This is a genomic window from Pseudomonas sp. NY15374, from assembly GCF_048068255.1.
GTDB lineage: Bacteria > Pseudomonadota > Gammaproteobacteria > Pseudomonadales > Pseudomonadaceae > Aquipseudomonas > Aquipseudomonas machongensis.
On the sequence record NZ_JBLUPZ010000021.1, the window covers coordinates 1 to 22,473 of the forward strand.

The window sequence follows — 22,473 nt, forward strand, 5'->3', positions numbered from 1 at the left end:
CCCCTCGCGGGCTACAAACCCCCACCCCGGGGTGGGGGGGGCGGCCCCCGCATCTGACCGCGCGCCCCTCGGGGCGTGGGGGCGCCAACCCCCGCTCCCACAGAGGATGATGTCCTCACCCCTATTCCGAGCCGAACCATGAGACTGTCCCGTTTCTTCATCGACGCCCCCCTGAGCCTTGGCGAGCACGAGTTGCCCGAGGCCCAGGCCCACTACATCGGCCGCGTGCTGCGCATGAGCGCCGGCGCCGCCGTGCAACTGTTCGACGGCAGTGGCCAGGAATACCTCGGCCAGTTGCTCGACGTGGGCAAGAAATCCGTGCGGGTCAGCCTCGACCAGGCCCTGCCCGGCCAACCCGATTCGCCGCTGCACATCCACCTCGGCCAGGGGCTGTCACGCGGCGAGCGCATGGACTGGGCGATCCAGAAAGCCACCGAGCTGGGCGTCAGCCAAATCACCCCGATCGTCAGCGAGCGCTGCGAAGTGCGTCTGAAGGACGAGCGCGCCGACAAGCGCCTGGCTCACTGGCGCCAGGTGGCGATCAGCGCCTGCGAACAATGCGGGCGCTCTACCCTGCCAGTGATCCACCCACCGGTGCCCCTGGCCGAATGGCTGAAAGACAGCGAGGCCGATCTCAAGCTGGTCCTGCACCCGGTGGCCGAGCCGCTGACCAGCCATGACAAACCGACACGCCTGGCCTTCCTGATCGGACCTGAGGGTGGCTTGAGCGATGCCGAAGTCGATCAGGCCAAGGGCGCCGGCTTCCACGCCGCCCGCCTCGGCCCTCGCGTACTGCGCACCGAGACGGCGCCGGTGGTGGCGCTATCGGTGGCGCAGCAGCTGTGGGGCGATTTCTAAGATCAGCCCCCTATAGCACGTAGAAGTACACCGCGACGAAGTGCATCAGGCTGCCAGCGATGACGAACAGGTGCCAGATGCCGTGCCAGTGGCGAAAGCGGCTGTCGAAGGCGAAAAAGATGATGCCGACGGTGTACAGCACACCGCCGGCCGCCAGCCAGGCAAAGCCGGCGCCACCGAGGCTGTGGAGCAACGGTTTGACCGCCACCAGCACGATCCAGCCCATCACCGCGTAGATGATGATCGAGAGGATCCGTGCCTCGGAGCGCGGTTTGATCTCCTGGAGCATGCCGATCACCGCCAGGCCCCAGACGATGCCGAACAGGCTCCAGCCCCAGGGCCCGCGCAGACTGACCAGGCAGAACGGTGTATAGCTGCCGGCGATGAGCAGGTAGATCGACAGGTGATCGAGCTTGCGCATGACCACCTTCGCCCGGCCGCGCGTGCTGTGATAGAGCGTGGAAATGCTGTAGAGCAACAGCAGCGTAAAGCCGTAGATGGAGAAGCTGACGATCTTCCAGGGGTCGCCCTGCAGGCCCGCGACGACGATCAGCCAGATGGCACCGATACAGGCCAGGACAGCACCGACCAGGTGGGTCCAGGCGTTGAAGCGTTCACCGTAGTACATGCAGGCTCAGACCTCCACAAGGCCAATGGGTTCCTGGCGGGCAGTGGCGCGACAGGGCCCGCATGAGCATCATCCTACTGCGCCGAAGGTTGCAGATCCGCGTCACGCACCAGCCGTTCGAGCGCCGCCAGGTCCGGCACCCGCGCCACCTGCTCGCCCACCTGCACCGCCGCCAGCTCCAGCGCCCCCAGCGGCACGTCCACATAGTTCAACTGGCTGTCGAGCTTGCACGAGCGCGGGATCCCCTGCAGCAGCAGCGCCAGGTAGCGCAGCCCGGTATCGCCCAAGGCGTTGAGCACGACGATCCGCGCCCGCTCGCCACAGGGCGTTTCACCGCCACAGGCGGCCTCGAAGCCTATCAGCGGCAGACACTGCTGGCGCCAGTCGATCCAGCCCATGTGCCAGGCCGGCTCATGCAGTTCGCAGACGAACGCACGCTCGCCGATCAGCTCGGCCACCGCAACGTTGGGCAGCACCAGGGTACGGTCGCCCAGGGGCAGCAACAGCCCGGTGAGGCTGCTGCGCTGACCGGCGATATGTTCAAGCATGAGGCTGGCTCCAGTGGGCGATGCTCTGCAACAGGAGCGACTCCTGGTAAGGCTTGCCGAGGTATTCGTTGACGCCGATGGCCATGGCCCGGTCGCGGTGTTTCTGCCCGGTACGCGAGGTGATCATGATGATCGGCAAGTCGTGCAGGCGGCTGTCACGCCGCACCCGCGTCGCCACTTCGAAGCCGTCCATGCGCGGCATCTCGATGTCCAGCAGCAGCACGTCAGGGCGGTGTTCCTCCAGCAGGGCCATGGCGTCGACCCCATCCTTGGCGGTCAACACGCTCATGCCGTGACGTTCCAGCAGGCGGCTGGTGACCTTGCGCACGGTGACCGAGTCGTCGACCACCATCACCAGCAACGGACGCCGCGCCGCCGGGCCGAACAGCTGGCGCCGCTCGCCGTCACCCACCGGCAACCGCGCCAGGCGCCGCTGCTGGCCGCGCAGCTGACCGAGCAGGTCGAGAATCAGCACCACCCGCCCATCACCGAGCAAGGTCGCACCAGACAACCCCGGCACCGCAGCGAATTGTGGCCCCAGGCTTTTCACCACGATTTCGCGGCTCGGCGACAGGCCATCGGCCTGGATCGCAAACGACTGCTCCTGGGCATGCACCAGCAGCACCGGCAAGGGCAGGCTTTGCCCCAGCAGGCGCGGACGGCCGACATCCTGCAACAGCTCGCCCAGGTAGCGCAGGTCGTAGGCGTGCCCTGCATAGCGATAGCGCGGCGGATCCAGCTGGTAGCAGGCCTCGAGCTCGGCGGGCGGCACGCGGACGATGCCCTCGATGGTGTTGAGCGGGATGGCGTACTGCTCCTCGCCCAGGTGCACCATCAGCGCCCGGTTCAGCGATACCGTGAACGGCAAGCGGATCTGGAAGCGTGCCCCCTTGCCTGGGCTGGACTCGATGCTCATCGAGCCGCCCAACTGCTTGACCTCTTCATGGACCACATCCATGCCCAGCCCGCGCCCGGAAATCTGGGTGATCTTCTCGGCCGTGGAGAACCCCGGACGCAGGATGAACTGCAAGATCTCGTGATCGCTGAGCTGCGCCTGCGGCGCCAGCAAGCCGCGCTTGATGGCCTTCTTGCGAACCGCCTCCAGCGGCACCCCGGCGCCGTCGTCGCTCATCTCGATGACGATGTCGGCGCCCTCGTGGAGCAGGTTGAGGTGGATGGTGCCCTGCTCCGGCTTGCCTGCCGCCAGGCGCACCTCGCGCGGCTCGAGGCCATGGTCGACGGCGTTGCGCAGCATGTGCTCCAGGGGCGCGACCATGCGCTCGAGCACGCTGCGGTCCAGCTCGCCCTCGGCGTTGCCGACCACCAGTTCGACCTGTTTGCCCAGCTCGCTCGCCACCTGCCGCACCACGCGCTGCAGGCGTGGCACCAGGCGCTCGAAAGGCACCATCAGGGTGGCGGTCAGGCCTTCCTGCAACTGACTGTTGACCCGCGCCTGCTGCTGCAGCAGGCCATGCGCCTCCTGGGCCCGCAGGGTCAGGGTTTCCTTGAGGTCGAGCAAGTCGGAAGCCGATTCGAACAAGGCCCGCGACAGCTGCTGCAACTGCGAATGGCGGTCCATTTCCAGCGGGTCGAAATCGTCGTAGGCGTCGCCCTCGGCCTGCCAGCGGCTGGACATGCGGCCCTGGGTTTCGTTGTCCAGGCGCAGCAACTGGTCGCGCATGCGCTCCAGGGTGGTTTCCATTTCGCTCAAGGCGAACTGTGCATCGTTGACCTGCTGCTCGATACGACCACGAATGATCGCGTGCTCGCTGGCCAGGTTGCCCAGGTCGTCGAGCAGTTCGGCATCGACCTTGACCATGTCCCCCGGCGCTCGCTCGGGTGCAGCGCTCGGCACATCGAGCGGCGCGGCCTCCACCGGCGGCTGGCCGGCGGCGCTGTCGGTCAGCGCCGCACTGGAAAAGTTGCGAATGTAGTCGATCAGCGCCGTTGCCGCGTGCAGCGGCTGCCCCAGACGTACGGCGTCGAGCATGTGCGCAAGGCGGTCGTGGCAGTTCTGCAGCAGGCTGAACAGCGCGGGCGTCGGCGGCAGGCGGCCAGCAGCGAGCAGTTCGTAGAGAAACTCCAGCTCATGGGCCAGGTCGCCAATGGCGGCGATTTCCACCATGCGCGCGCCGCCCTTGAGGGTGTGCAGGTCGCGCAGCAGGTTTTCCACCTCGACACTGCTGCGCGGGTCGGCCTGCCAGCGCGCCAACGCAGCCGCAGCGCTTTCGACGATGTCCGAGCTTTCTTCGAGGAAGACTTCCAGCAGCTCCTTGTCGCCAGGTGTTTCTGCCACCTCCGGCTCGCTGACCGGCGCATGGCGGAACTCACGCAACTCGCCGAGCAGTGCCACCGCCGAAGACGGCAGCTCGCCCTGGCGCAGGCTGTCGAGCATCTGGCCCAGCGCCGAATGGCTGCGCTGCAGCAGTTCGAACAGCGCACTGCTGGCGGCCAACCGCCGATCGACCAGCCCTTCGTAGAGCAACGCCAGCTCCTGAGCGAGCACCTCGATGGCGCCAATCGCGGCCATCTGCGCACCGCCACGCAAGGTCTGCACATCGTGCTGCAACGCCGACACCGCCGAGCTGCCTTCCGGCTCCTGTCGCCAGCGCTGCAAAGCCTGATCGGCGCTGTCGAGGATGTCGCCGGCCTCGTCGAGGAACAACTGCACCACTGCCGGCTCCGGCAGGTCCATGGCCGTGGCCAGCGGGGTCACGCCCTGCTCGCCCACCAGCCCGGTTGCCGCCGGGTCGAGCGCCCCGTCCAGCAGCGCACGCAAGCCATCCAGGCACTCGCTGCGCGGGGTGACCTCCTGCCCGGCAGCAATCTCATCGAGCATGTCGATCAGGGCTTCGTGGGCCTGCCGCGCCTGGGCGAAGAAATGCCCGTTGGCGACCAGGCTGCCCTCCTCAACCGCCCCATACAGATCGAGCAGCGCTTCGCAGAGCTCATCCACCTGCCAGAAATCGGCCAGGTGCGCACCATGGGCCAGGGTCGTCAGCTCATCAAGCAGCGTGTCCAGCTCCTGGCGTTCGCGCGGGTGCTCCTGCCAGCGCGACAACAGCGACTCGGCATCGAGCAGGATATCCATGCCCTGAGCCAGGAAGCTGGCGATCAGTTGTGGATCACGACGGTTGCGGCGGGTGTGCGGCGCTGCGTCCTGCAGCACCGCCAGGCGTGCATCCACCGCTTCGCCGACCTGCTCGATCAGTTGCGCAGCGCCAGGAATCGGTGCCAACGGTGTGCGCTCAAGCTGGGCCAGGCCCAACTGGAACAGGCTGCGCGACGCTTCCAGCCATTCGATATCCGCCACTTCCAACGGCAGTTGGTGCGCCTTGTATTCACGCGCCAGGCGGTCGAAGGCGGTGGCAAGCTCTGCGATCGGCATCACCCCGGCCATGGCCGCGCTGCCCTTGAGGGTATGCAGCGCGCGTTGCAGGCTGTCGCTGACCGGGGTGTCCTGGCCTTTGGCAGCCATGAGGAAACTGTCGAGGCTGGCCAGATGGCCCTGGGCCTCGTTGCGAAAGATCTCCAGCAGTTGCGGATCGAGCCCGTCACTGTCGCTGGCAGACGCGGTGTCGTTGACCGCCAGGGCGTGCAGGTGGCTGCTGAGCTGCTCGACATCGGCCAGCCGGGGTATCTGACCCACCGCAAAGTCGGCGAGCAGGTCAGGCAGGTGCACGAAGGCCTGTTGCAGCGCCACGGCGCCCTCGCCGCTGAGCACGATGCGTCCTTCCAGCACACGGTTGAGCAGATGCTCGGCGCCCCAGGCCAGCTCGGCCACGGCGCCTGCGTGCACCATCCGCCCGCTGCCCTTGAGCGTATGCAAGGCACGGCGCAGTTCGACAAGCGCGTCGCGTTGCTGGTTGTCGGCACGCCAGCGCAACCATAGGCGTTCGATCTCCGGCAGCAGCTCAGCGGTTTCCTCCAGGAACACTTCGCGCAGCTCATCGTCGATGCCGTCATCGGCACGCTGCGGCTCAGCCATGACCGGCGCTTGGCTGCAGCGCAGGCCAAGGGCGGCCAGACTGGCGCAGGCCATGTCGAGAAAACGCTGGGCATCGGCCAGCGGATCGGCGACACGCCATTGCAGGTAGCACTCCACCGCACTCAAGGCCTCGGCCAGGTGGGCCAGCTCCTGCTCCGGTGGCTCCTGCTCAAGATGCGACAACCAGCCTTGCACATAGTCGGCCGACACCCCGAACACCTCGGAGGCGGCCGGCAGCATCAGCATCGCCAACGCGCCACGCACCTGCTGCAGCAGGCCCGGCAGGGGCTGCAGACGCTGGCGCGGCCAACCGGATTCCAGACAGTCGCCGATCAGGTCCTTGGCCTGCTGCAACACCGAGAGCGACTCCTCGAACACCCGCTGGCGGATCTCGGTCACGTCCGAGCCGGGCATACCGCCTTCCAGGCCCTCGGCAAGGCCGCCCACCATGCCGTTGAGCGTCGCCTCCACGTACAACAGGGCACCGGCCACATCCATCAGCACCGCATCGTCCACGGCACGTTCGCCCTGGGCCAGGGCCTGCAAGGCGAGCACCTGGTCGATGATGACCCGGCGCGGCTGCTGGAAGCCCAGCACTGCGAGGGTATCGGCAACATGGCGCAGCGGCGCGATCAGCACATCGAGTGGGTCGCGCTGCTCGTTATCCCCCCGTACGAAGGGGTCGAGCCGCTCCTTGATCCGCACCAGGTCGTCGCACAGGGCAGTGATCACCGAGCGCAGGGCATCGCGGCCCTGGCCGGCCTGCAACTGGTCGCGCCAGTTGCCCAGCGACAGGTCGAGGTTGGCCAGATCGTTGGCCCCCGCCAGGCGCTGCGCCGCCTCTCCCATCAGGCTGTCCTGGGCCAGCGGCTCGGCGCCGCGGCACAGGCGCAACTGATTGAGCAACGGCAGCACCACCAACGGCAGGTCGTGGCGCGCCCCCCGCAGGCGCTCGAGGTAGGGCGGTAATTGCTCAAGGCCGCGGAACAGCGCACCCAGGCAATCGCCACGCGGGCTGACCTGGCCCTCGAAGAGGGCACGCCCGAGCAACTCCAATTCCTCGGCCAGGCGCGCCGCGCCATTGAGCTCGAGCATCGTCAGGCACCCTTGCACCTGATGCAGGTTGTCGACGAAGAACCCCAGCAAGGCGGGGTCGCCCGGCTCGCTGGAAAAACGCTCCAGCGCCTGCCGCGCCTGGCCCAGACAATCGGCGATGGCCGCCTTGGTCCAGCTCAGGGCGACCGTGTCGTGACGCTCGGGGCTCATTGCCGTAACGGCCATAGACCTCTCCTCAGCGCCGCTCGGCCGGGGCCGGCAAGGTGAAACCAGACACCGAACGGCGCATCTCGCTGGCCATTCTGGCCAGGTGACGGATGCTGTCGGCGGTAGCGCCGGAACCGGCGGAGGTCTGCGCAGTGATCTGCTGGATCACCGCCATGGTGTGGGAAATCTGCCCGGCCGAGGACGTCTGCAATTGCGCCGCGTCGGAAATGCTGTGGATCAGTTCGGCCAGGTTCTGCGACACGCCCTCGATTTCAGCGAGGGCCACGCCTGCGTCCTGGGCAAGACGCGCACCACGCACCACTTCGGCGGTGGTCTGCTCCATGGAGATCACCGCTTCGTTGGTATCGGCCTGGATGGTTCGCACCAGCGCTTCGATCTGTCGGGTGGCCGACGACGAACGCTCAGCCAGGCGCTGCACTTCGTCAGCGACCACAGCGAAGCCGCGCCCCGCTTCACCCGCCAGCGAAGCCTGGATCGCCGCATTGAGGGCCAGGATGTTGGTTTGTTCGGCAATGTCGTCGATCAGGCTGACGATGTCGCCGATTTCCTGGGAAGACTCCCCAAGACGCTTGATGCGCTTGGCGGTGTCCTGAATCTGCTCGCGGATGTTATCCATGCCATGGATGGTGTTGTGCACCACCTCATTGCCCTTGTTGGCGATGGCCACCGAACGCTCGGCGACCTTGGCCGACTCATAGGCGTGAGCGGAAACCCGGTCGATCGACTCGACCATGTCGCCCACCGCCAGCGACGCCTCGCTGATCTGGTCGGCCTGGTGTTCCGAGGCCTTGGCCAGCTGGCGTGCGGTGTTCTGGGTGTCCTGCACCGCAGCGGCGACCTGCTCGGCGCTGTGGTTGATGGTCGCCACCAGGTCGCGCAACTGGTCCACCGAGAAGTTGATCGAGTCGGCGATGGCGCCGGTGAAGTCTTCGGTGACCGACACCGTCACCGTCAGGTCGCCATCGGCCAGCTCTTCGATTTCATCGAGCAGGCGCATGATGGCCTGCTGGTTGCGCTCGTTCTTCTCCGCCGTGTCGCGTAGTTGACGGTTGGTGGCGCGGACCATCACCAGGCCGATGAGGATGATCGAGGCCAGCGCCAGCAGGCCGAGCACGTAGCCGCCGACGGTGTCGAGGGTGCGCCCGGCCAGGTTCTCGAAACCATTGGCCAGGTGCGAGGCTTCGTCGAGCAGGGTCTGCGACAGGCTGAAGATGTTGCTCGCGGCCTCGCGCACCCGCAGCAGCTCCGGTGAAGTCTCGAGGATTTCGTCGACCGAGCCGGAAACGAACTGGAACAGCTCGGCGATCTCGGCCAGGCGCGCACGCGCGTCCGGGTCTTCGACACGGGTCACCTGGATCGCCGGATTGCCACCGAGCATGCCCTCGAGCACCTGGCCGAAGCGGCTGGCATCACGGCCGAAGGTGTCGGCGGCCTGCACCGAGGTATCGTCACCGGCCAGCACGGTATTGACCGAACCGAGAATCCGCTCGGCCAGCAGCAACTGGCGCTGGGCCACGGCCACCTGGCTGGCCGGTGCACCGCTCTGCAGCAGGATTTCCACGACCTTTTCATACTCGACCTGCAACTGTGGCACGGTTTCGGCCAGGGTCGCCGCCACCTGGTGCAAGGACAGCACGGTCTGCTCGCTGGCCAGGATGGTGTCGGTGTTGCGCCGCAGGTTTTCCCAGTCCTGGCGCACCGCGTCCATCTCGTCGCGCACCGTGGCCGGCGCTGGCGGCAGGCCAGTGGCCTTGTCACCCTCGCGCAGGTATTTCCAGCGGCGCTCGAAATCGTTACGTGCATCGGACAGCAGCCGGAACGCCAGGGCCTTGCCCGCCGCCGCCTCGGTGGCGTTCTTGGCGATGCGCTGGGACAGCACGCGCAACTCGCCGGCATGGCCGATGTACTGCTTGTCGTGGTTGGACTGGGTGTTGAGGTAGGCGAAGTTGGCGAACAGCAGCACGATCGACAGGATCAGCACCACGAACAGCACAGTGATCTGCGCGGTGCTGCGCGGGCGCTGGGCCACGGCTTCGGGAACGACGGTTGGAGCGGGCTTGTTCACTGTCGCAGGGTCCTCTACAACGCCACATCGAGAAAGCCTGGCGCCTGGGCCAGGGCGAAGGGGCTGAAGATCGCCCAGTTGCGCTCACGCGGGAAATGCCCCTGGACGAAACGCGCCGCGGCGCGGATCAGTGGCTGCGGGGGCGACAGCTCCAGGCTGCTCAGGTCGAAATGTTGCAAGCCGACCACTTCATCCACCAACAGGCCGACGAACAGGTCGTCATGGTCCAGCACCAGCACGCGGCGCTGCTTGCCCGAGGCCGCCGGCCCAAGGCCGAAGAACGCCGACAGGTCCATCACCGGCAGCAGGCGACCGCGCAGGTTGGCGACGCCGCGCACCCAAGGCTGCACCCCGGGCACCCGGCTGCTGCGCGGCTCGCGCAACACTTCAGCCACCTCACCCATGGGGGCGACGAACCACTGCCCGGCGATGCGAAAGCCGATACCGCTCCACTGCTGCAGGCGCGTGTCCTGCAGCGGCTGGTCGGCCACCAACAGGCGGCAGCGGCGGTCGATGTCCAGCAACAGCTCGAAGGCGGTCAGCGACGCACCCTGGGGGCGTGTGGTCAAGCGCCCAGCACCTCTTTGAGCTTGGCGATCAGCGCGTCCTCTTCCACCGGCTTGGTCAGGAAATCGCGAGCGCCCTGGCGCGTGGCCCAGATGCGGTCGGTTTCCTGGTCCTTGGTGGTGACCACGATCACCGGGATGGCGCTGGTTTCAGGGTCCTTGCTGAGCTGGCGGGTGGCCTGGAAGCCGTTCATGCCGGGCATGACGATGTCCATCAGCACCGCATCCGGCTTGTCCTGGCGGGCCAGGGCCACGCCATCGGCACCGTTGCTGGCCTTGAGCACCTGGTAGCCATGCTTCTCGAGCCATTCGGTCAATCTGTACATCTCTGTCGGCGAGTCGTCGACAATCAGCACTCGGGCCATACGGTTTCCCCATCAGGAAAATGAAGACCGCGCCAGGGCGGGCGCGGTCAGGGTGCGTGTTGTGCCTGCACGGCGAATTCGGGCACGTGGGCACGGATCGCGTCGAGCAGTTCTTCCTTGCTGAACGGTTTGGTGAGGAACTGATCGGAGCCGACCACCCGGCCGCGGGCCTTGTCGAACAGGCCGTCACGCGACGACAGCAGGATCACCGGAATATCCTTGAACGCACTGTTGTGCTTGATCACTGCGCAGGTCTGGTAACCGTCCAGACGCGGCATCAGTACATCGACGAAGATGATCCGCGGCTTGTGATCGACGATCTTGGCCAGGGCATCGAAACCGTCGCTGGCGATGATCACCTCGCAACCCACCTCGCCCAGCAACATCTGGGCGGTGCGGCGGATGGTGCGGGAATCGTCGATCACCATCACCTTCAGGGGCTGTTCCATGAAATGCGTCACCCATCGCCAAGCCAGGAATGAAACCTCGAGGGCTGCCATGCAGCGCTCTGACTGGCATTTTTAACACAGTCCGGGTAGGCATTCCATCTGCCTCCCCCCTTGACCGGCCGCGTTCCCGGCGCCACCCTGAGCCACTTTTCTTTCGTGCCATCGCGGCCACCTGCCGCCAAGAGGAATTACCCCATGAGCGTTCGCCTCGGGATTGTCATGGACCCCATCGCGTCCATTTCCTACAAGAAGGACAGCTCGCTGGCCATGCTGCTGGCGGCGCAGGAGCGTGGCTGGAGCCTGTTCTACATGGAGCAGCGCGACCTCTACCTGGGTGCCGGCCAGGCCCGTGCGCAGATGCGACCGCTGAAGGTGTTCGCCGATCCGGCCCGCTGGTTCGAGCTGGGCGATGAGCAGGACAGCGCGCTGAACGAGCTGGACGTGATCCTGATGCGCAAGGATCCCCCCTTCGACATGGAGTTCGTCTACAGCACCTACCTGCTGGAGCAGGCCGAGCGCGAAGGCGTGCTGATCGTCAACAAACCGCAGAGCCTGCGTGACTGCAACGAAAAGCTGTTCGCCACGCAGTTCCCGCAGTGCATGGCGCCAACCCTGGTCAGCCGCCGCGCCGACATCCTGCGCGCCTTCGCCGCCACCCATGGCGATGTGATCCTCAAGCCGCTCGACGGCATGGGCGGCGCATCGGTGTTCCGTCACCGCCAGGGCGACCCGAACCTCTCGGTGATCCTCGAAACCCTGACCCAGCATGGCCACCAGCAGATCATGGCACAGGCCTACCTGCCGCAGATCGTCGATGGCGACAAGCGCATCCTGATGATCGACGGCGAGCCGGTGCCCTACTGCCTGGCACGCATCCCGGCCAGCGGCGAGACCCGTGGCAACCTGGCCGCTGGTGGCCGTGGCGAAGCCCGTCCGCTGACCGAGCGCGACCGCTGGATCGCCGCCCAGGTCGGCCCGACCCTGCGCGAAAAGGGCCTGCTGTTCGTCGGCCTGGACGTGATTGGCGACTCGCTGACCGAGATCAACGTCACCAGCCCGACCTGCATCCGCGAGATCGATGCTGCCTACAACACCAATATCGGCGGCCAGCTGATGGACGCCATTGATCGCAAGCTCAAGGCGCGCTGACCACCGACGCGGAGCAAAACCCTGGAGTGGGGTATGATGCCGGTCCATTTCACTCGACCTGCTGCCCCACTGCGGTTGCTGGATACCCGATGACGCTGCCTGCCGACATCCCATCCGACCTGCTGCCACCGCGCGTTCGCCCGGTGGACCGGCTCGGTTTCACGCTGTTTCTTGCCGCCCTGGTGCACCTTGCGCTGATCCTCGGGGTGGGTTTCAGCGTGGTCAAGCCCGCCGAAGTCCGCCAGACCATGGACATCACCCTGGCCACCTTCAAGAGCGAGAAAGCGCCGGAGAAAGCCGACTACCAGGCCCAGGACAACCAGCAGGGCAGTGGCACCCTGGACAAGAAAGCCGTGCCCACCACCACCGAAGTGGCGCCATTCCAGGACAGCAAGGTCAACAAGATCACCCCGCCTCCGGCAGCCCGGCCGGAAACGCCAGCGGCGCCGGCGAAATCCGTGGTGACGACCAAGGCAGCGAAACCGCAGAAAGCCGAAACCGCGCCAAAGGAAAGCAAGCCTCAACCCAAGCCCCCCGCACCGGTGCCGGACTTCGACAGCTCGCAGTTGTCGAGCCAGATCGCCAGCCTCGAGGCCGAGCTGTCCAACGAACAGCAGTTGTATGCCAAGCGCCCCCGCATCCATCGTCTCAACGCGGCCTCGACCATGCGCGACAAGGGGGCCTGGTACAAAGAGGAATGGCGCAAGAAAGTCGAGCGGATCGGCAACCTCAATTACCCGGAAGAAGCCCGACGCCAGCAGATGTACGGCAGCCTGCGGATGATGGTGTCGATCAACCGCGACGGTTCGTTGTATGAAGTGCTGGTGCTCGAATCCTCCGGGCAACCGGTGCTGGACCAGGCCGCCCAGCGCATCGTTCGCCTTGCGGCACCGTTCGCGCCGTTCACCGGCGACCTGGCGGAATTCGACCGCCTGGAGATCATCCGCACCTGGCGCTTCGCGCGTGGGGACCGGCTGTCGAGCAATTGACTGGTACGGGCTGCGACTTGCCCCGCGAGGGGACCGGTACATACACCGCACAGCCAGCTTGTCAGCCTCGCCACCTGACGCCACACTACCCCTCATGAAAACCCTCACGCCGAGCTACCTCAAGCACCAGTTCCTGATTGCCATGCCGCACATGGCCGATCCGAACTTTGCCCAGACCCTCACCTACATCGTCGAGCACAACGCCAACGGCGCCATGGGCCTGGTGGTCAATCGCCCGCAGGAGCTGAACCTGGCCGATATCCTCGAGCAGTTGCGCCCGGATGAGGAACCGCCTGCCAGCACCCTGCAGATCCCGATCTACCAGGGTGGCCCGGTGCAGACCGACCGCGGCTTCGTGCTGCACAGCGCCGAATGCACCTACCAGGCCACCATCGAGCTGCAAGGCCTGTCGCTGTCGACATCACAGGATGTGCTGTTCGCCATCGCCGAGGGCGTCGGCCCGAAGCAGAGCCTGATCACCCTGGGCTACGCCGGCTGGGAAGCCGGGCAGCTCGAGGCGGAGCTGGCCGATAACGCCTGGCTCAACTGCCCGTTCGACCCCGAGATCCTCTTCGGCATGGCCTGCGAGCAGCGCCTGCAGGCCGCCGCGCAAAGCCTGGGCATCAACCTCAGTCTGCTGACCAGCCAGGCAGGGCACGCCTGATGGCCGAGCTGCGCCTGCTGCTGGGCTTCGACTACGGCACCCGCCAGATCGGCGTCGCCGTCGGCCAGGTCATCACCGGCCAGGCCCGCGAACTGTGTACGCTCAAGGCACAGAACGGCGTGCCGGACTGGAACCAGGTCGAGAAACTGATCAAGGAATGGAAACCCGACGCCATCGTCGTCGGCCTGCCGCTGAACATGGACGGCACGCCCAGCGAGATGAGCGAACGCGCGGAGAAGTTCGCCCGCCGCCTGCATGGACGCTACAACCTGCCGGTACATACCCACGACGAACGCCTGACCACCTTCGAGGCCAAGGGCGAACAGATGGCCCGTGGCGGCCAGCGTGGCAGCTACCGCGACAACCCGGTCGACGCCATCGCCGCTGCACTGCTGCTGCAGGGCTGGCTGGAGGCCAATACCTGACCATCCGCTTTGCTGCCGGCGATGCCGGCGCCCCAAGGAGCACGCAATGAGCCTACCCAATCCCGCCGACCTGATCCGGCAGATGGCCGTCGACCTTCGCGCCCACCTGGCGCGCCGCGCCATCGCAGAGCCACGCTTCATCGGTATCCGCACCGGTGGCGTGTGGGTTGCCCAGGCCCTGCAGCAAGCGCTTGGCGACCAGAGCCCGCTGGGCACCCTCGACGTGTCGTTCTACCGCGACGACTTCAGCCAGAACGGCCTGCACCCGCAGGTGCGCCCGTCCGAGCTGCCGTTCGAGATCGAAGGCCAGCACCTGGTGCTGGTGGATGACGTGCTGATGAGCGGTCGAACCATCCGCGCTGCGCTCAACGAGCTGTTCGACTATGGGCGCCCGGCCAGCGTGACCCTGGTCTGCCTGCTCGACCTGGACGCAGGCGAATTGCCGATCCGCCCGAATGTGCTCGGCGCGACGCTGTCCTTGGCGGCCCATGAACGGGTAAAATTGACCGGACCCGCCCCGCTCGCCCTCGAGCGCCAGGACCTCGCCCCCGCATCCGCCCTTTAAGAGTCCCCCGCGATGACGCCATTCGACGCCAAGCGCCCGCTGCAGCTCAACGATCAGGGCCAGCTACGCCATTTCCTCTCGCTCGACGGTTTGCCCCGCGAACTGCTCACCGAGATCCTCGACACCGCCGACTCCTTCCTCGAAGTTGGCGCCCGGGCCGTGAAGAAGGTTCCGTTGCTGCGCGGCAAGACCGTGTGCAACGTGTTCTTCGAGAACTCCACCCGCACCCGCACCACCTTCGAACTGGCCGCCCAGCGCCTGTCGGCCGACGTGATCAGCCTGAACGTGTCGACCTCCTCGACCAGCAAGGGCGAGACCCTGTTCGATACCCTGCGCAACCTGGAAGCCATGGCTGCCGACATGTTCGTCGTGCGTCACTCCGACTCCGGCGCCGCGCACTTCATCGCCGAGCACGTGTGCCCGGAGGTCGCGGTGATCAACGGCGGCGATGGCCGCCATGCCCACCCGACCCAGGGCATGCTCGACATGCTGACCATCCGTCGGCACAAGGGTAGCTTCGAGAACCTTTCGGTGGCGATCGTCGGCGATATCCTGCACTCGCGCGTAGCCCGCTCCGACATGCTCGCGCTCAAGGCCCTGGGTTGCCCGGACATCCGTGTGATCGGCCCGAAGACGCTGATCCCGATCGGTATCGAGCAGTACGGGGTCAAGGTCTACACCGACCTGGCCGAGGGCCTGAAAGACGTCGACGTGGTGATCATGCTGCGCCTGCAGCGTGAGCGCATGGCCGGTGGCCTGCTGCCCAGCGAGGGCGAGTTCTACCGCCTGTTCGGTCTGACCACCGCGCGCCTGGCCGGCGCCAAGCCGGACGCCATCGTAATGCACCCGGGCCCGATCAATCGGGGCGTGGAAATCGAATCGGCGGTGGCCGACGGCAAGCACTCGGTGATCCTCAACCAGGTGACCTACGGCATCGCCGTGCGCATGGCCGTACTGTCGATGGCCATGAGCGGCCAGAACGCGCAACGTCAACTCGACCAGGAGAACGCCCTGTGACCATCAGCATCATCGGCGCACGGGTCATCGATCCCAGCAGCGGCCTGGACCAGATCACCGACCTGCACCTGGAGAACGGTCGCATCCTTGCCCTCGGCGCAGCGCCAGCAGGCTTCAGCGCCAGCCGCACGATCCAGGCCGACGGCCTGGTGGCCGCACCTGGCCTGGTCGACCTCGACGTCGCCCTGCGCGAGCCGGGCTACAGCCGCAAGGGCAACATTGCCAGCGAAACCCGCGCAGCCGTGGCCGGCGGCGTCACCAGCCTGTGCTGCCCGCCGCAGACCAAACCGGTGCTCGACACCTCGGCCGTCGCGGAACTGATCCTCGACCGCGCCCGCGAGGCAGCCAACAGCAAGGTCTACCCGATTGGCGCCCTGACCAAGGGCCTGGAAGGCGAGCAACTGGCCGAGCTGGTGGCCCTGCGCGACACCGGCTGCGTGGCCTTCGGCAACGGCCTCAAGGAGATCCCCAACAACCGGACCCTGGCCCGCGCCCTGGAATATGCCGCCACCTTCGACCTGACCGTGGTGTTCCACTCCCAGGACCGCGACCTGTCAGCCGGAGGCCTGGCCCACGAAGGCGCCATGGCCAGCTTCCTTGGCTTGCCGGGCATACCGGAAACCGCCGAGACTGTGGCGCTGGCGCGCAACCTGCTGCTGGTCGAACAGACCGGCGTGCGAGCGCACTTCACCCAGATCACCAGCGCCCGCGGCGCACGGCTGATCGCCCAGGCTCAGCAACTGGGGCTGCCGGTCACGGCCGACGTGGCGCTGTACCAGCTGATCCTCACCGACGAGGCGCTGCGCGATTTCTCCAGCCTGTACCACGTACAGCCACCGCTGCGCACCCCGGCCGACCGCGATGGCCTGCGCGAGGCAGTGAAGTCGGGCGTCATCCAGGCGATCTCCAGCCACCACCAGCCCCACGAGCGCGATGCCAAGCTGGCACCGTTCGGCGCCACCGAAGCGGGGATCAGCAGTGTCGAACTGCTGCTGCCGCTGGCCATGACCCTGGTCGAGGACGGCCTGCTCGACCTGCCGACCCTGCTGGCACGGCTGTCCAGCGGCCCGGCCCAGGCGCTGCGCCTGCCGGCGGGCGAGCTGAAGGTCGGTGGTGCGGCAGACCTGGTGCTGTTCGACCCGAGCGCCTCCACCGTGGCCGGCGAGCAGTGGTTCTCCCGTGGCGAAAACTGCCCGTTCATCGGGCATTGCCTGCCGGGCGCAGTGCGCTACACCCTGGTCGATGGGCATGTCTGCCACGAGGCCTGAGTAGGCCTCTTCGCGGGCAAGTCGCAGCGGCGACCCGCCGCTGCGCCTTGCCCGCGAAGGCCCCACTTCAATGCCACTGCCAATCCGACCATTCATCCCCCCCTGGTTGAAATCCTTCCCCCCTCCCCCCATATGAGTCTGCAACAGGCATTTTCGCCCCGCTGCGTGGAGACTCTCTCTTGACCACCATCGTTTCTGTCCGCCGTAACGGCAAAGTCGTCATGGGCGGCGACGGCCAGGTATCCCTCGGCAACACCGTCATGAAAGGCAACGCCAAGAAGGTCCGTCGCCTTTACAACGGCGAGGTCATTGCAGGCTTTGCCGGCGCCACCGCCGACGCCTTCACCCTGTTCGAGCGCTTCGAATCGCAACTGCAGAAGCACTCCGGGCACCTGGTGCGTGCCGCCGTCGAACTGGCCAAGGAGTGGCGCACGGACCGCTCGTTGAGCCGCCTGGAAGCCATGCTCGCCGTGGCCAACAAGGACGCCTCGCTGATCATCACCGGCAACGGTGACGTGGTCGAACCCGAAGACGGCCTGATCGCCATGGGTTCCGGTGGTGCCTACGCCCAGGCCGCAGCCCGCGCCCTGCTGAACAAGACCGATCTCTCGGCCCGCGAAATCGCCGAGACCGCACTGAATATCGCCGGTGACATCTGTGTGTTCACCAACCACAACCTGACCATCGAGGAGCAGGACCTGGCCGAGTGATCAGCTGATCTGGTGTCCCGCTCACTGCGGGACTTTTTCCCACGCTGACTCACCACGCCCCAGGACCCAATTCACCATGTCCATGACCCCCCGCGAGATCGTCCACGAACTCAACCGCCACATCATCGGCCAGGACGACGCCAAGCGTGCCGTCGCCATCGCCCTGCGCAACCGCTGGCGGCGCATGCAGCTGCCTGCCGAGCTGCGTGCCGAAGTCACCCCCAAGAACATCCTGATGATCGGCCCTACCGGCGTCGGCAAGACCGAAATCGCCCGACGCCTGGCCAAGCTCGCCAATGCTCCGTTCATCAAGGTCGAAGCGACCAAGTTCACCGAAGTCGGTTACGTTGGCCGTGATGTCGAGTCGATCATCCGCGACCTCGCCGATGCTGCGCTGAAGATGCTGCGCGAGCAGGAAATCGTCCGTGTGCGCCACCGCGCCGAAGACGCCGCCGAAGACCGCATCCTCGACGCGCTGCTGCCGCAAGCGCGGGTCAGCAGCTTCAACGAGGAAGCCCAGCAGTCCAGCAGCGACTCCAACACGCGCCAGCTGTTCCGCAAGCGCCTGCGTGAAGGCCAGTTGGACGACAAGGAAATCGAGATCGAAGTCGCCGATGCGGTGGGCGTCGAAATCGCTGCGCCGCCCGGCATGGAAGAGATGACCAACCAGCTGCAGAGCCTGTTCGCCAACATGGGCAAAGGCAAGCGCAAGGCACGCAAGCTGAAGGTCAAGGAAGCGCTGAAGATGGTCCGTGACGAGGAGGCGAGCCGCCTGGTCAACGAGGAAGAGCTCAAGGCCAAGGCCCTGGAAGCCGTCGAGCAGCACGGCATCGTGTTCATCGACGAGATCGACAAGGTGGCCAAGCGCGGCAACGTCGGCGGCGCCGATGTGTCCCGTGAAGGCGTGCAGCGCGACCTGTTGCCGCTGATCGAAGGCTGCACGGTCAACACCAAGCTGGGCATGGTCAAGACCGACCACATCCTGTTCATCGCCTCCGGTGCGTTCCACCTGAGCAAGCCGAGCGACCTGGTACCGGAGCTGCAGGGCCGCCTGCCGATCCGCGTCGAGCTCAAGGCCCTGACGCCGCAGGACTTCGAGCGCATCCTCAAGGAGCCGCACGCCTCGCTCACCGAACAGTACCGCGAGCTGCTCAAGACCGAAGGCCTGAACATCGCCTTCGCCGACGAAGGCATTAAGCGCCTGGCCGAGATCGCCTTCCAGGTCAACGAGAAGACCGAGAACATCGGTGCCCGCCGCCTGCATACCCTGCTCGAGCGCCTGCTCGAAGAGGTGTCGTTCAGTGCCGGCGACCTGGCCAGCGCCCATGACGAGACGCCGATCAACATCGACGCCGCCTATGTGAACAGCCACCTCGGTGAGCTGGCGCAGAACGAAGACCTGTCGCGTTACATCCTGTAATACCACCACCGCGGGCGAGCCCGCTCCCCAGGGGTCACCACAATGCCGAAGTATGTGGTGCCCCTGTGAGAGCGGGCTTGCCCGCGAATGGGCCCTTGAATCCCTCCATCAGAAGCTGGAAGCTTGTTCCATCAGCTCCCGAGAGATTTCCCCCCATGGCCCGTCTCCCCACCGCCATCAACCTGCACAAAGCCTCGAAGACCCTCACACTCACCTACGCCCCCGGCGAGGTCTATCACCTGCCCGCCGAGTTCCTGCGCGTGCACTCGCCCTCCGCCGAGGTCCAGGGCCACGGCAACCCCATCCTGCAATTCGGCAAGATCAACGTCGGCCTCAGCGGCCTGGAACCTGCCGGCCAATATGCCTTGAAACTGACGTTCGACGACGGCCACGACAGCGGCCTGTTCACCTGGGAATACCTCGAGCAACTGTGCCTGCGCCAGGAACAGCTGTGGGCCGAGTACCTCGACGAACTGCACAAAGCCGGCAAATCCCGCGACCCGGTCGAGTCAGTGGTCAAGCTAATGCTCTAGGTCAAGCTTCCCAGGCGTTAGAGCGCATTTTCTAATGCGTTCTGTTTGAATGACTTACAGACAGCCAATGACTGGCTGTCTTGCGCATTGCATGAAAGTCGGGTAACCAATGGGGCTGGCAAGTTCCTGCATCTGTTCGTTATCACTGGTCACCCGAGCAGCAGTACCGGGCGGTCGTCTGTGTACCCGCCACAGGCAGCCGGTACTCGTCTCAGGACAACGGAGCGTCGTAGATGAGTAACAAGAACAACGATGAGTTGCAGAAACAGGCCTCGGAAAACACCCTCGGCCTGAATCCGGTCATCGGCATTCGTCGCAAGGACCTGCTGAGCTCCGCGCGCACCGTACTGCGCCAGGCGGTGCGTCAGCCGTTGCACAGCGCCAAGCATGTGGCCCATTTCGGCCTGGAACTGAAAAACGTGCTGCTGGGCAAGTCCAACCTGCATCCCGAGAGCGATGACCGTCGCTTCAGCGATCCGGCCTGGAGCCAGAATCCGCTCTATCGCCGTTACCTGCAGACCTACCTGGCCTGGCGCAAGGAGCTCAACGACTGGATCGCCGAGAGTGACCTGTCGCCCCAGGATGTCAGCCGCGGTCAGTTCGTCATCAACCTGATGACCGAGGCCATGGCGCCGACCAACACACTGGCCAACCCGCAGGCGGTCAAGCGCTTCTTCGAGACGGGCGGCAAGAGCCTGCTCGATGGCCTGTCCAACCTCGCCAAGGACATGGTCAACAACGGCGGCATGCCCAGCCAGGTGAACATGGAAGCCTTCGAGGTTGGCAAGAACCTCGGCACCAGCGAAGGTGCGGTGGTGTTTCGCAACGACGTGCTGGAACTGATCCAGTATCGGCCGATCACCGAGCAGGTGCACAGCCGCCCGCTGCTGGTGGTGCCGCCACAGATCAACAAGTTCTACGTTTTCGACCTCAGCCCGGAAAAGAGCCTGGCGCGCTTCTGCCTGCGCTCCAACCAGCAGACCTTCATCATCAGTTGGCGCAACCCGACCAAGGCCCAGCGTGAGTGGGGTCTGTCGACCTACATCGACGCCCTCAAGGAAGCAGTGGACGCGGTGCTGGCCATCACCGGCAGCAAGGACCTGAACATGCTCGGTGCCTGCTCCGGCGGCATCACCTGCACCGCGCTGCTGGGCCACTACGCCGCGCTGGGCGAAACCAAGGTCAACTCGCTGACCTTGCTGGTGAGCGTGCTCGACACCACGGTCGATACCCAAGTGGCACTGTTCGTCGACGAACAGACCCTCGAAGCCGCCAAGCGCCACTCCTACCAGGCCGGCGTGCTCGAAGGCAGCGACATGGCCAAGGTGTTCGCCTGGATGCGCCCCAACGACCTGATCTGGAACTACTGGGTCAACAACTACCTGCTCGGCAACGAGCCGCCGATCTTCGACATCCTGTTCTGGAACAACGACACCACACGCCTGCCGGCCGCCTTCCACGGCGACCTGATCGAGATGTTCAAGACCAACCCGCTGACCCGCGCCGACGCGCTGGAAGTCTCCGGCACCGCCATCGACCTGAAGAAAGTGCAGTGCGATATCTACAGCGTCGCCGGCACCGCCGACCACATCACCCCCTGGCAGTCGTGCTACCGCTCGGCGCACCTGTTCGGCGGCAAGATCGAGTTCGTGCTCTCCAACAGCGGCCATATCCAGAGCATCCTCAACCCGCCAGGCAACCCCAAGGCGCGCTTCCTGACCGGTGAAGACCGCCCGGACGATCCGTTGGCCTGGCAGGAGAACGCGATCAAGCACGCCGACTCCTGGTGGCTGCACTGGCAGGCCTGGCTGGGTGAACGCGCCGGTGAGCTGAAGAAAGCACCGACGCGCCTGGGCAATCGCGCCTACAGCGCGGGCGAAGCGGCCCCGGGGACCTACGTGCACGAGCGTTGAGTCGCACCGCCGCGACCACCCGGCGGGCCGCGGCGCTTTATCCATCACAGAGTCAGGCGCATGTCGCAACCCTACGTATTCAGGACCGTCGAGCTGGACAACCAGTCCATCCGCACCGCCGTCCGCCCCGGCAAGCCACACCTGACGCCGCTGCTGATCTTCAACGGCATTGGCGCCAACCTCGAGCTGGTATTCCCATTCATCGAGGCGCTGGACCCGGACCTTGAGGTCATCGCCTTCGACGTACCCGGTGTCGGCGGCTCGTCCACGCCCCGCCATCCCTATCGTTTCCCGGGCCTGGCCAAGCTCACCGCGCGCATGCTCGACTACCTGGACTACGGCCAGGTCAATGTCATCGGCGTGTCCTGGGGCGGGGCGCTGGCCCAGCAGTTTGCCCACGACTATCCCGAGCGCTGCAAGAAACTGGTGCTCGCCGCCACCGCTGCGGGGGCCTTCATGGTGCCCGGCAAGCCCAAGGTGTTGTGGATGATGGCCAGCCCGCGGCGCTATGTGCAACCGTCGCACGTGATCCGCATTGCGCCGATGATTTATGGCGGCGCCTTCCGCCGCGACCCGGACCTGGCGTTGCACCACGCCTCCAAGGTGCGCTCCGGGGGCAAGACCGGCTACTACTGGCAACTGTTCGCGGGGCTTGGCTGGACGAGCATCCACTGGCTGCACAAGATCCACCAGCCGACCCTGGTGCTGGCCGGTGACGATGACCCGTTGATTCCGCTGATCAACATGCGCCTGCTGGCCTGGCGAATTCCCAATGCCCAGCTACACATAATCGATGATGGCCACCTGTTCCTGATCACCCGCGCCGAGGCCGTCGCCCCGATCATCATGAAATTCCTCCAGGAAGAGCGTCAGCGTGCGGTCATGCATCCGCGGCCGGTGGCGCGCAGGTAAGCGGGCGCCAGTACATTCAGTTACTCGGCGGTGCTGCCTTCGCGGGCAAAGCCCGCGCCCCGGGGTCTGGGGAGGGGGGGGGCGGCGGGGGCGCGGCCGGCGCCACCCCGCCCCCGGCGGCCGCGGGGGGTGTTTGAGGGCGGCGCCAACCGGGGCG

General features: G+C 66.0%; 20 protein-coding genes. 13 read left to right on the top strand and 7 right to left on the bottom strand.

Annotated features, from left to right (window positions below):
- The first annotated feature begins 138 nt into the window (after positions 1 to 138).
- Positions 139 to 858: a 16S rRNA (uracil(1498)-N(3))-methyltransferase gene (locus tag ACNFHO_RS27120; protein ID WP_063546542.1), complete on the top strand. Its 720-nt coding sequence runs from the start codon at positions 139 to 141 to the stop codon at positions 856 to 858.
- Positions 859 to 868: 10 nt separating this feature from the next.
- On the opposite strand, the gene trhA is transcribed toward ACNFHO_RS27120, so the two are convergent.
- The 7 genes from trhA to ACNFHO_RS27155 form a co-directional block, all read right to left on the bottom strand.
- Complete coding sequence (gene trhA, locus ACNFHO_RS27125; RefSeq protein WP_063546544.1) at positions 869 to 1,486, bottom strand: PAQR family membrane homeostasis protein TrhA; 618 nt, start codon at positions 1,484 to 1,486, stop codon at positions 869 to 871.
- A gap of 74 nt (positions 1,487 to 1,560) precedes the next feature.
- A complete protein-coding gene (locus tag ACNFHO_RS27130) occupies positions 1,561 to 2,034 on the bottom strand; it encodes a chemotaxis protein CheW (protein WP_054894834.1) in 474 nt (157 codons plus the stop codon).
- Complete coding sequence (locus tag ACNFHO_RS27135) at positions 2,027 to 7,303, bottom strand: Hpt domain-containing protein (protein WP_416767937.1); 5,277 nt, start codon at positions 7,301 to 7,303, stop codon at positions 2,027 to 2,029. The genes ACNFHO_RS27130 and ACNFHO_RS27135 overlap by 8 nt, the downstream gene beginning before the upstream one ends.
- Before the next feature lie 10 nt (positions 7,304 to 7,313).
- Positions 7,314 to 9,335, bottom strand: coding sequence for a methyl-accepting chemotaxis protein (locus ACNFHO_RS27140; protein WP_370671316.1), 2,022 nt, complete (start codon positions 9,333 to 9,335; stop codon positions 7,314 to 7,316).
- 50 nt (positions 9,336 to 9,385) lie between these two features.
- Positions 9,386 to 9,940 carry a chemotaxis protein CheW gene (locus ACNFHO_RS27145; protein WP_054894837.1) on the bottom strand — a complete coding sequence of 185 codons (555 nt, stop codon included), beginning with the start codon at positions 9,938 to 9,940 and terminating at the stop codon, positions 9,386 to 9,388.
- Positions 9,937 to 10,302 carry a twitching motility response regulator PilH gene (gene pilH, locus ACNFHO_RS27150; RefSeq protein WP_012274551.1) on the bottom strand — a complete coding sequence of 122 codons (366 nt, stop codon included), beginning with the start codon at positions 10,300 to 10,302 and terminating at the stop codon, positions 9,937 to 9,939. Before pilH ends, ACNFHO_RS27145 begins: the two co-directional genes overlap by 4 nt.
- Positions 10,303 to 10,349: 47 nt before the next feature.
- Positions 10,350 to 10,751 (bottom strand): response regulator, encoded by a 402-nt coding sequence (locus ACNFHO_RS27155; RefSeq protein WP_416767940.1) that lies wholly within the window; start codon positions 10,749 to 10,751, stop codon positions 10,350 to 10,352.
- A gap of 195 nt (positions 10,752 to 10,946) precedes the next feature.
- Between ACNFHO_RS27155 and gshB the strand changes: the two genes are divergently transcribed.
- From gshB to phaZ, 12 genes are all read left to right on the top strand, one after another.
- A complete protein-coding gene (gshB, locus tag ACNFHO_RS27160; RefSeq protein WP_063546552.1) occupies positions 10,947 to 11,900 on the top strand; it encodes a glutathione synthase in 954 nt (317 codons plus the stop codon).
- Positions 11,901 to 11,989: 89 nt separating this feature from the next.
- Positions 11,990 to 12,889: an energy transducer TonB gene (locus ACNFHO_RS27165; RefSeq protein ID WP_063546554.1), complete on the top strand. Its 900-nt coding sequence runs from the start codon at positions 11,990 to 11,992 to the stop codon at positions 12,887 to 12,889.
- Positions 12,890 to 12,983: 94 nt separating this feature from the next.
- Positions 12,984 to 13,553: a YqgE/AlgH family protein gene (locus ACNFHO_RS27170; protein ID WP_054894840.1), complete on the top strand. Its 570-nt coding sequence runs from the start codon at positions 12,984 to 12,986 to the stop codon at positions 13,551 to 13,553.
- Positions 13,553 to 13,978: a Holliday junction resolvase RuvX gene (ruvX, locus tag ACNFHO_RS27175; protein WP_054894841.1), complete on the top strand. Its 426-nt coding sequence runs from the start codon at positions 13,553 to 13,555 to the stop codon at positions 13,976 to 13,978. The genes ACNFHO_RS27170 and ruvX overlap by 1 nt, the downstream gene beginning before the upstream one ends.
- A 46-nt stretch (positions 13,979 to 14,024) precedes the next feature.
- The gene (gene pyrR / locus ACNFHO_RS27180) at positions 14,025 to 14,543 is read left to right on the top strand and encodes a bifunctional pyr operon transcriptional regulator/uracil phosphoribosyltransferase PyrR (RefSeq protein ID WP_054894842.1); all 519 of its coding nucleotides are present in this window, start codon (positions 14,025 to 14,027) and stop codon (positions 14,541 to 14,543) included.
- 12 nt (positions 14,544 to 14,555) lie between these two features.
- Positions 14,556 to 15,560 (top strand): aspartate carbamoyltransferase catalytic subunit, encoded by a 1,005-nt coding sequence (locus ACNFHO_RS27185; protein WP_054894843.1) that lies wholly within the window; start codon positions 14,556 to 14,558, stop codon positions 15,558 to 15,560.
- A complete protein-coding gene (locus ACNFHO_RS27190) occupies positions 15,557 to 16,828 on the top strand; it encodes a dihydroorotase (protein WP_054894844.1) in 1,272 nt (423 codons plus the stop codon). The genes ACNFHO_RS27185 and ACNFHO_RS27190 overlap by 4 nt, the downstream gene beginning before the upstream one ends.
- A 179-nt stretch (positions 16,829 to 17,007) precedes the next feature.
- Complete coding sequence (gene hslV / locus ACNFHO_RS27195; RefSeq protein WP_054894845.1) at positions 17,008 to 17,538, top strand: ATP-dependent protease subunit HslV; 531 nt, start codon at positions 17,008 to 17,010, stop codon at positions 17,536 to 17,538.
- Positions 17,539 to 17,614: 76 nt separating this feature from the next.
- Positions 17,615 to 18,958: an ATP-dependent protease ATPase subunit HslU gene (hslU, locus tag ACNFHO_RS27200; protein WP_054894846.1), complete on the top strand. Its 1,344-nt coding sequence runs from the start codon at positions 17,615 to 17,617 to the stop codon at positions 18,956 to 18,958.
- Between the two features lie 155 nt (positions 18,959 to 19,113).
- Entirely contained in the window at positions 19,114 to 19,491 is a 378-nt protein-coding gene (locus ACNFHO_RS27205; protein ID WP_063546560.1) for a gamma-butyrobetaine hydroxylase-like domain-containing protein, read from the top strand.
- Positions 19,492 to 19,724: 233 nt separating this feature from the next.
- The gene (gene phaC / locus ACNFHO_RS27210) at positions 19,725 to 21,404 is read left to right on the top strand and encodes a class II poly(R)-hydroxyalkanoic acid synthase (RefSeq protein ID WP_063546562.1); all 1,680 of its coding nucleotides are present in this window, start codon (positions 19,725 to 19,727) and stop codon (positions 21,402 to 21,404) included.
- A gap of 60 nt (positions 21,405 to 21,464) precedes the next feature.
- Entirely contained in the window at positions 21,465 to 22,316 is an 852-nt protein-coding gene (phaZ, locus tag ACNFHO_RS27215) for a poly(3-hydroxyalkanoate) depolymerase (protein ID WP_063546564.1), read from the top strand.
- The last annotated feature ends 157 nt before the right edge of the window (positions 22,317 to 22,473 follow it).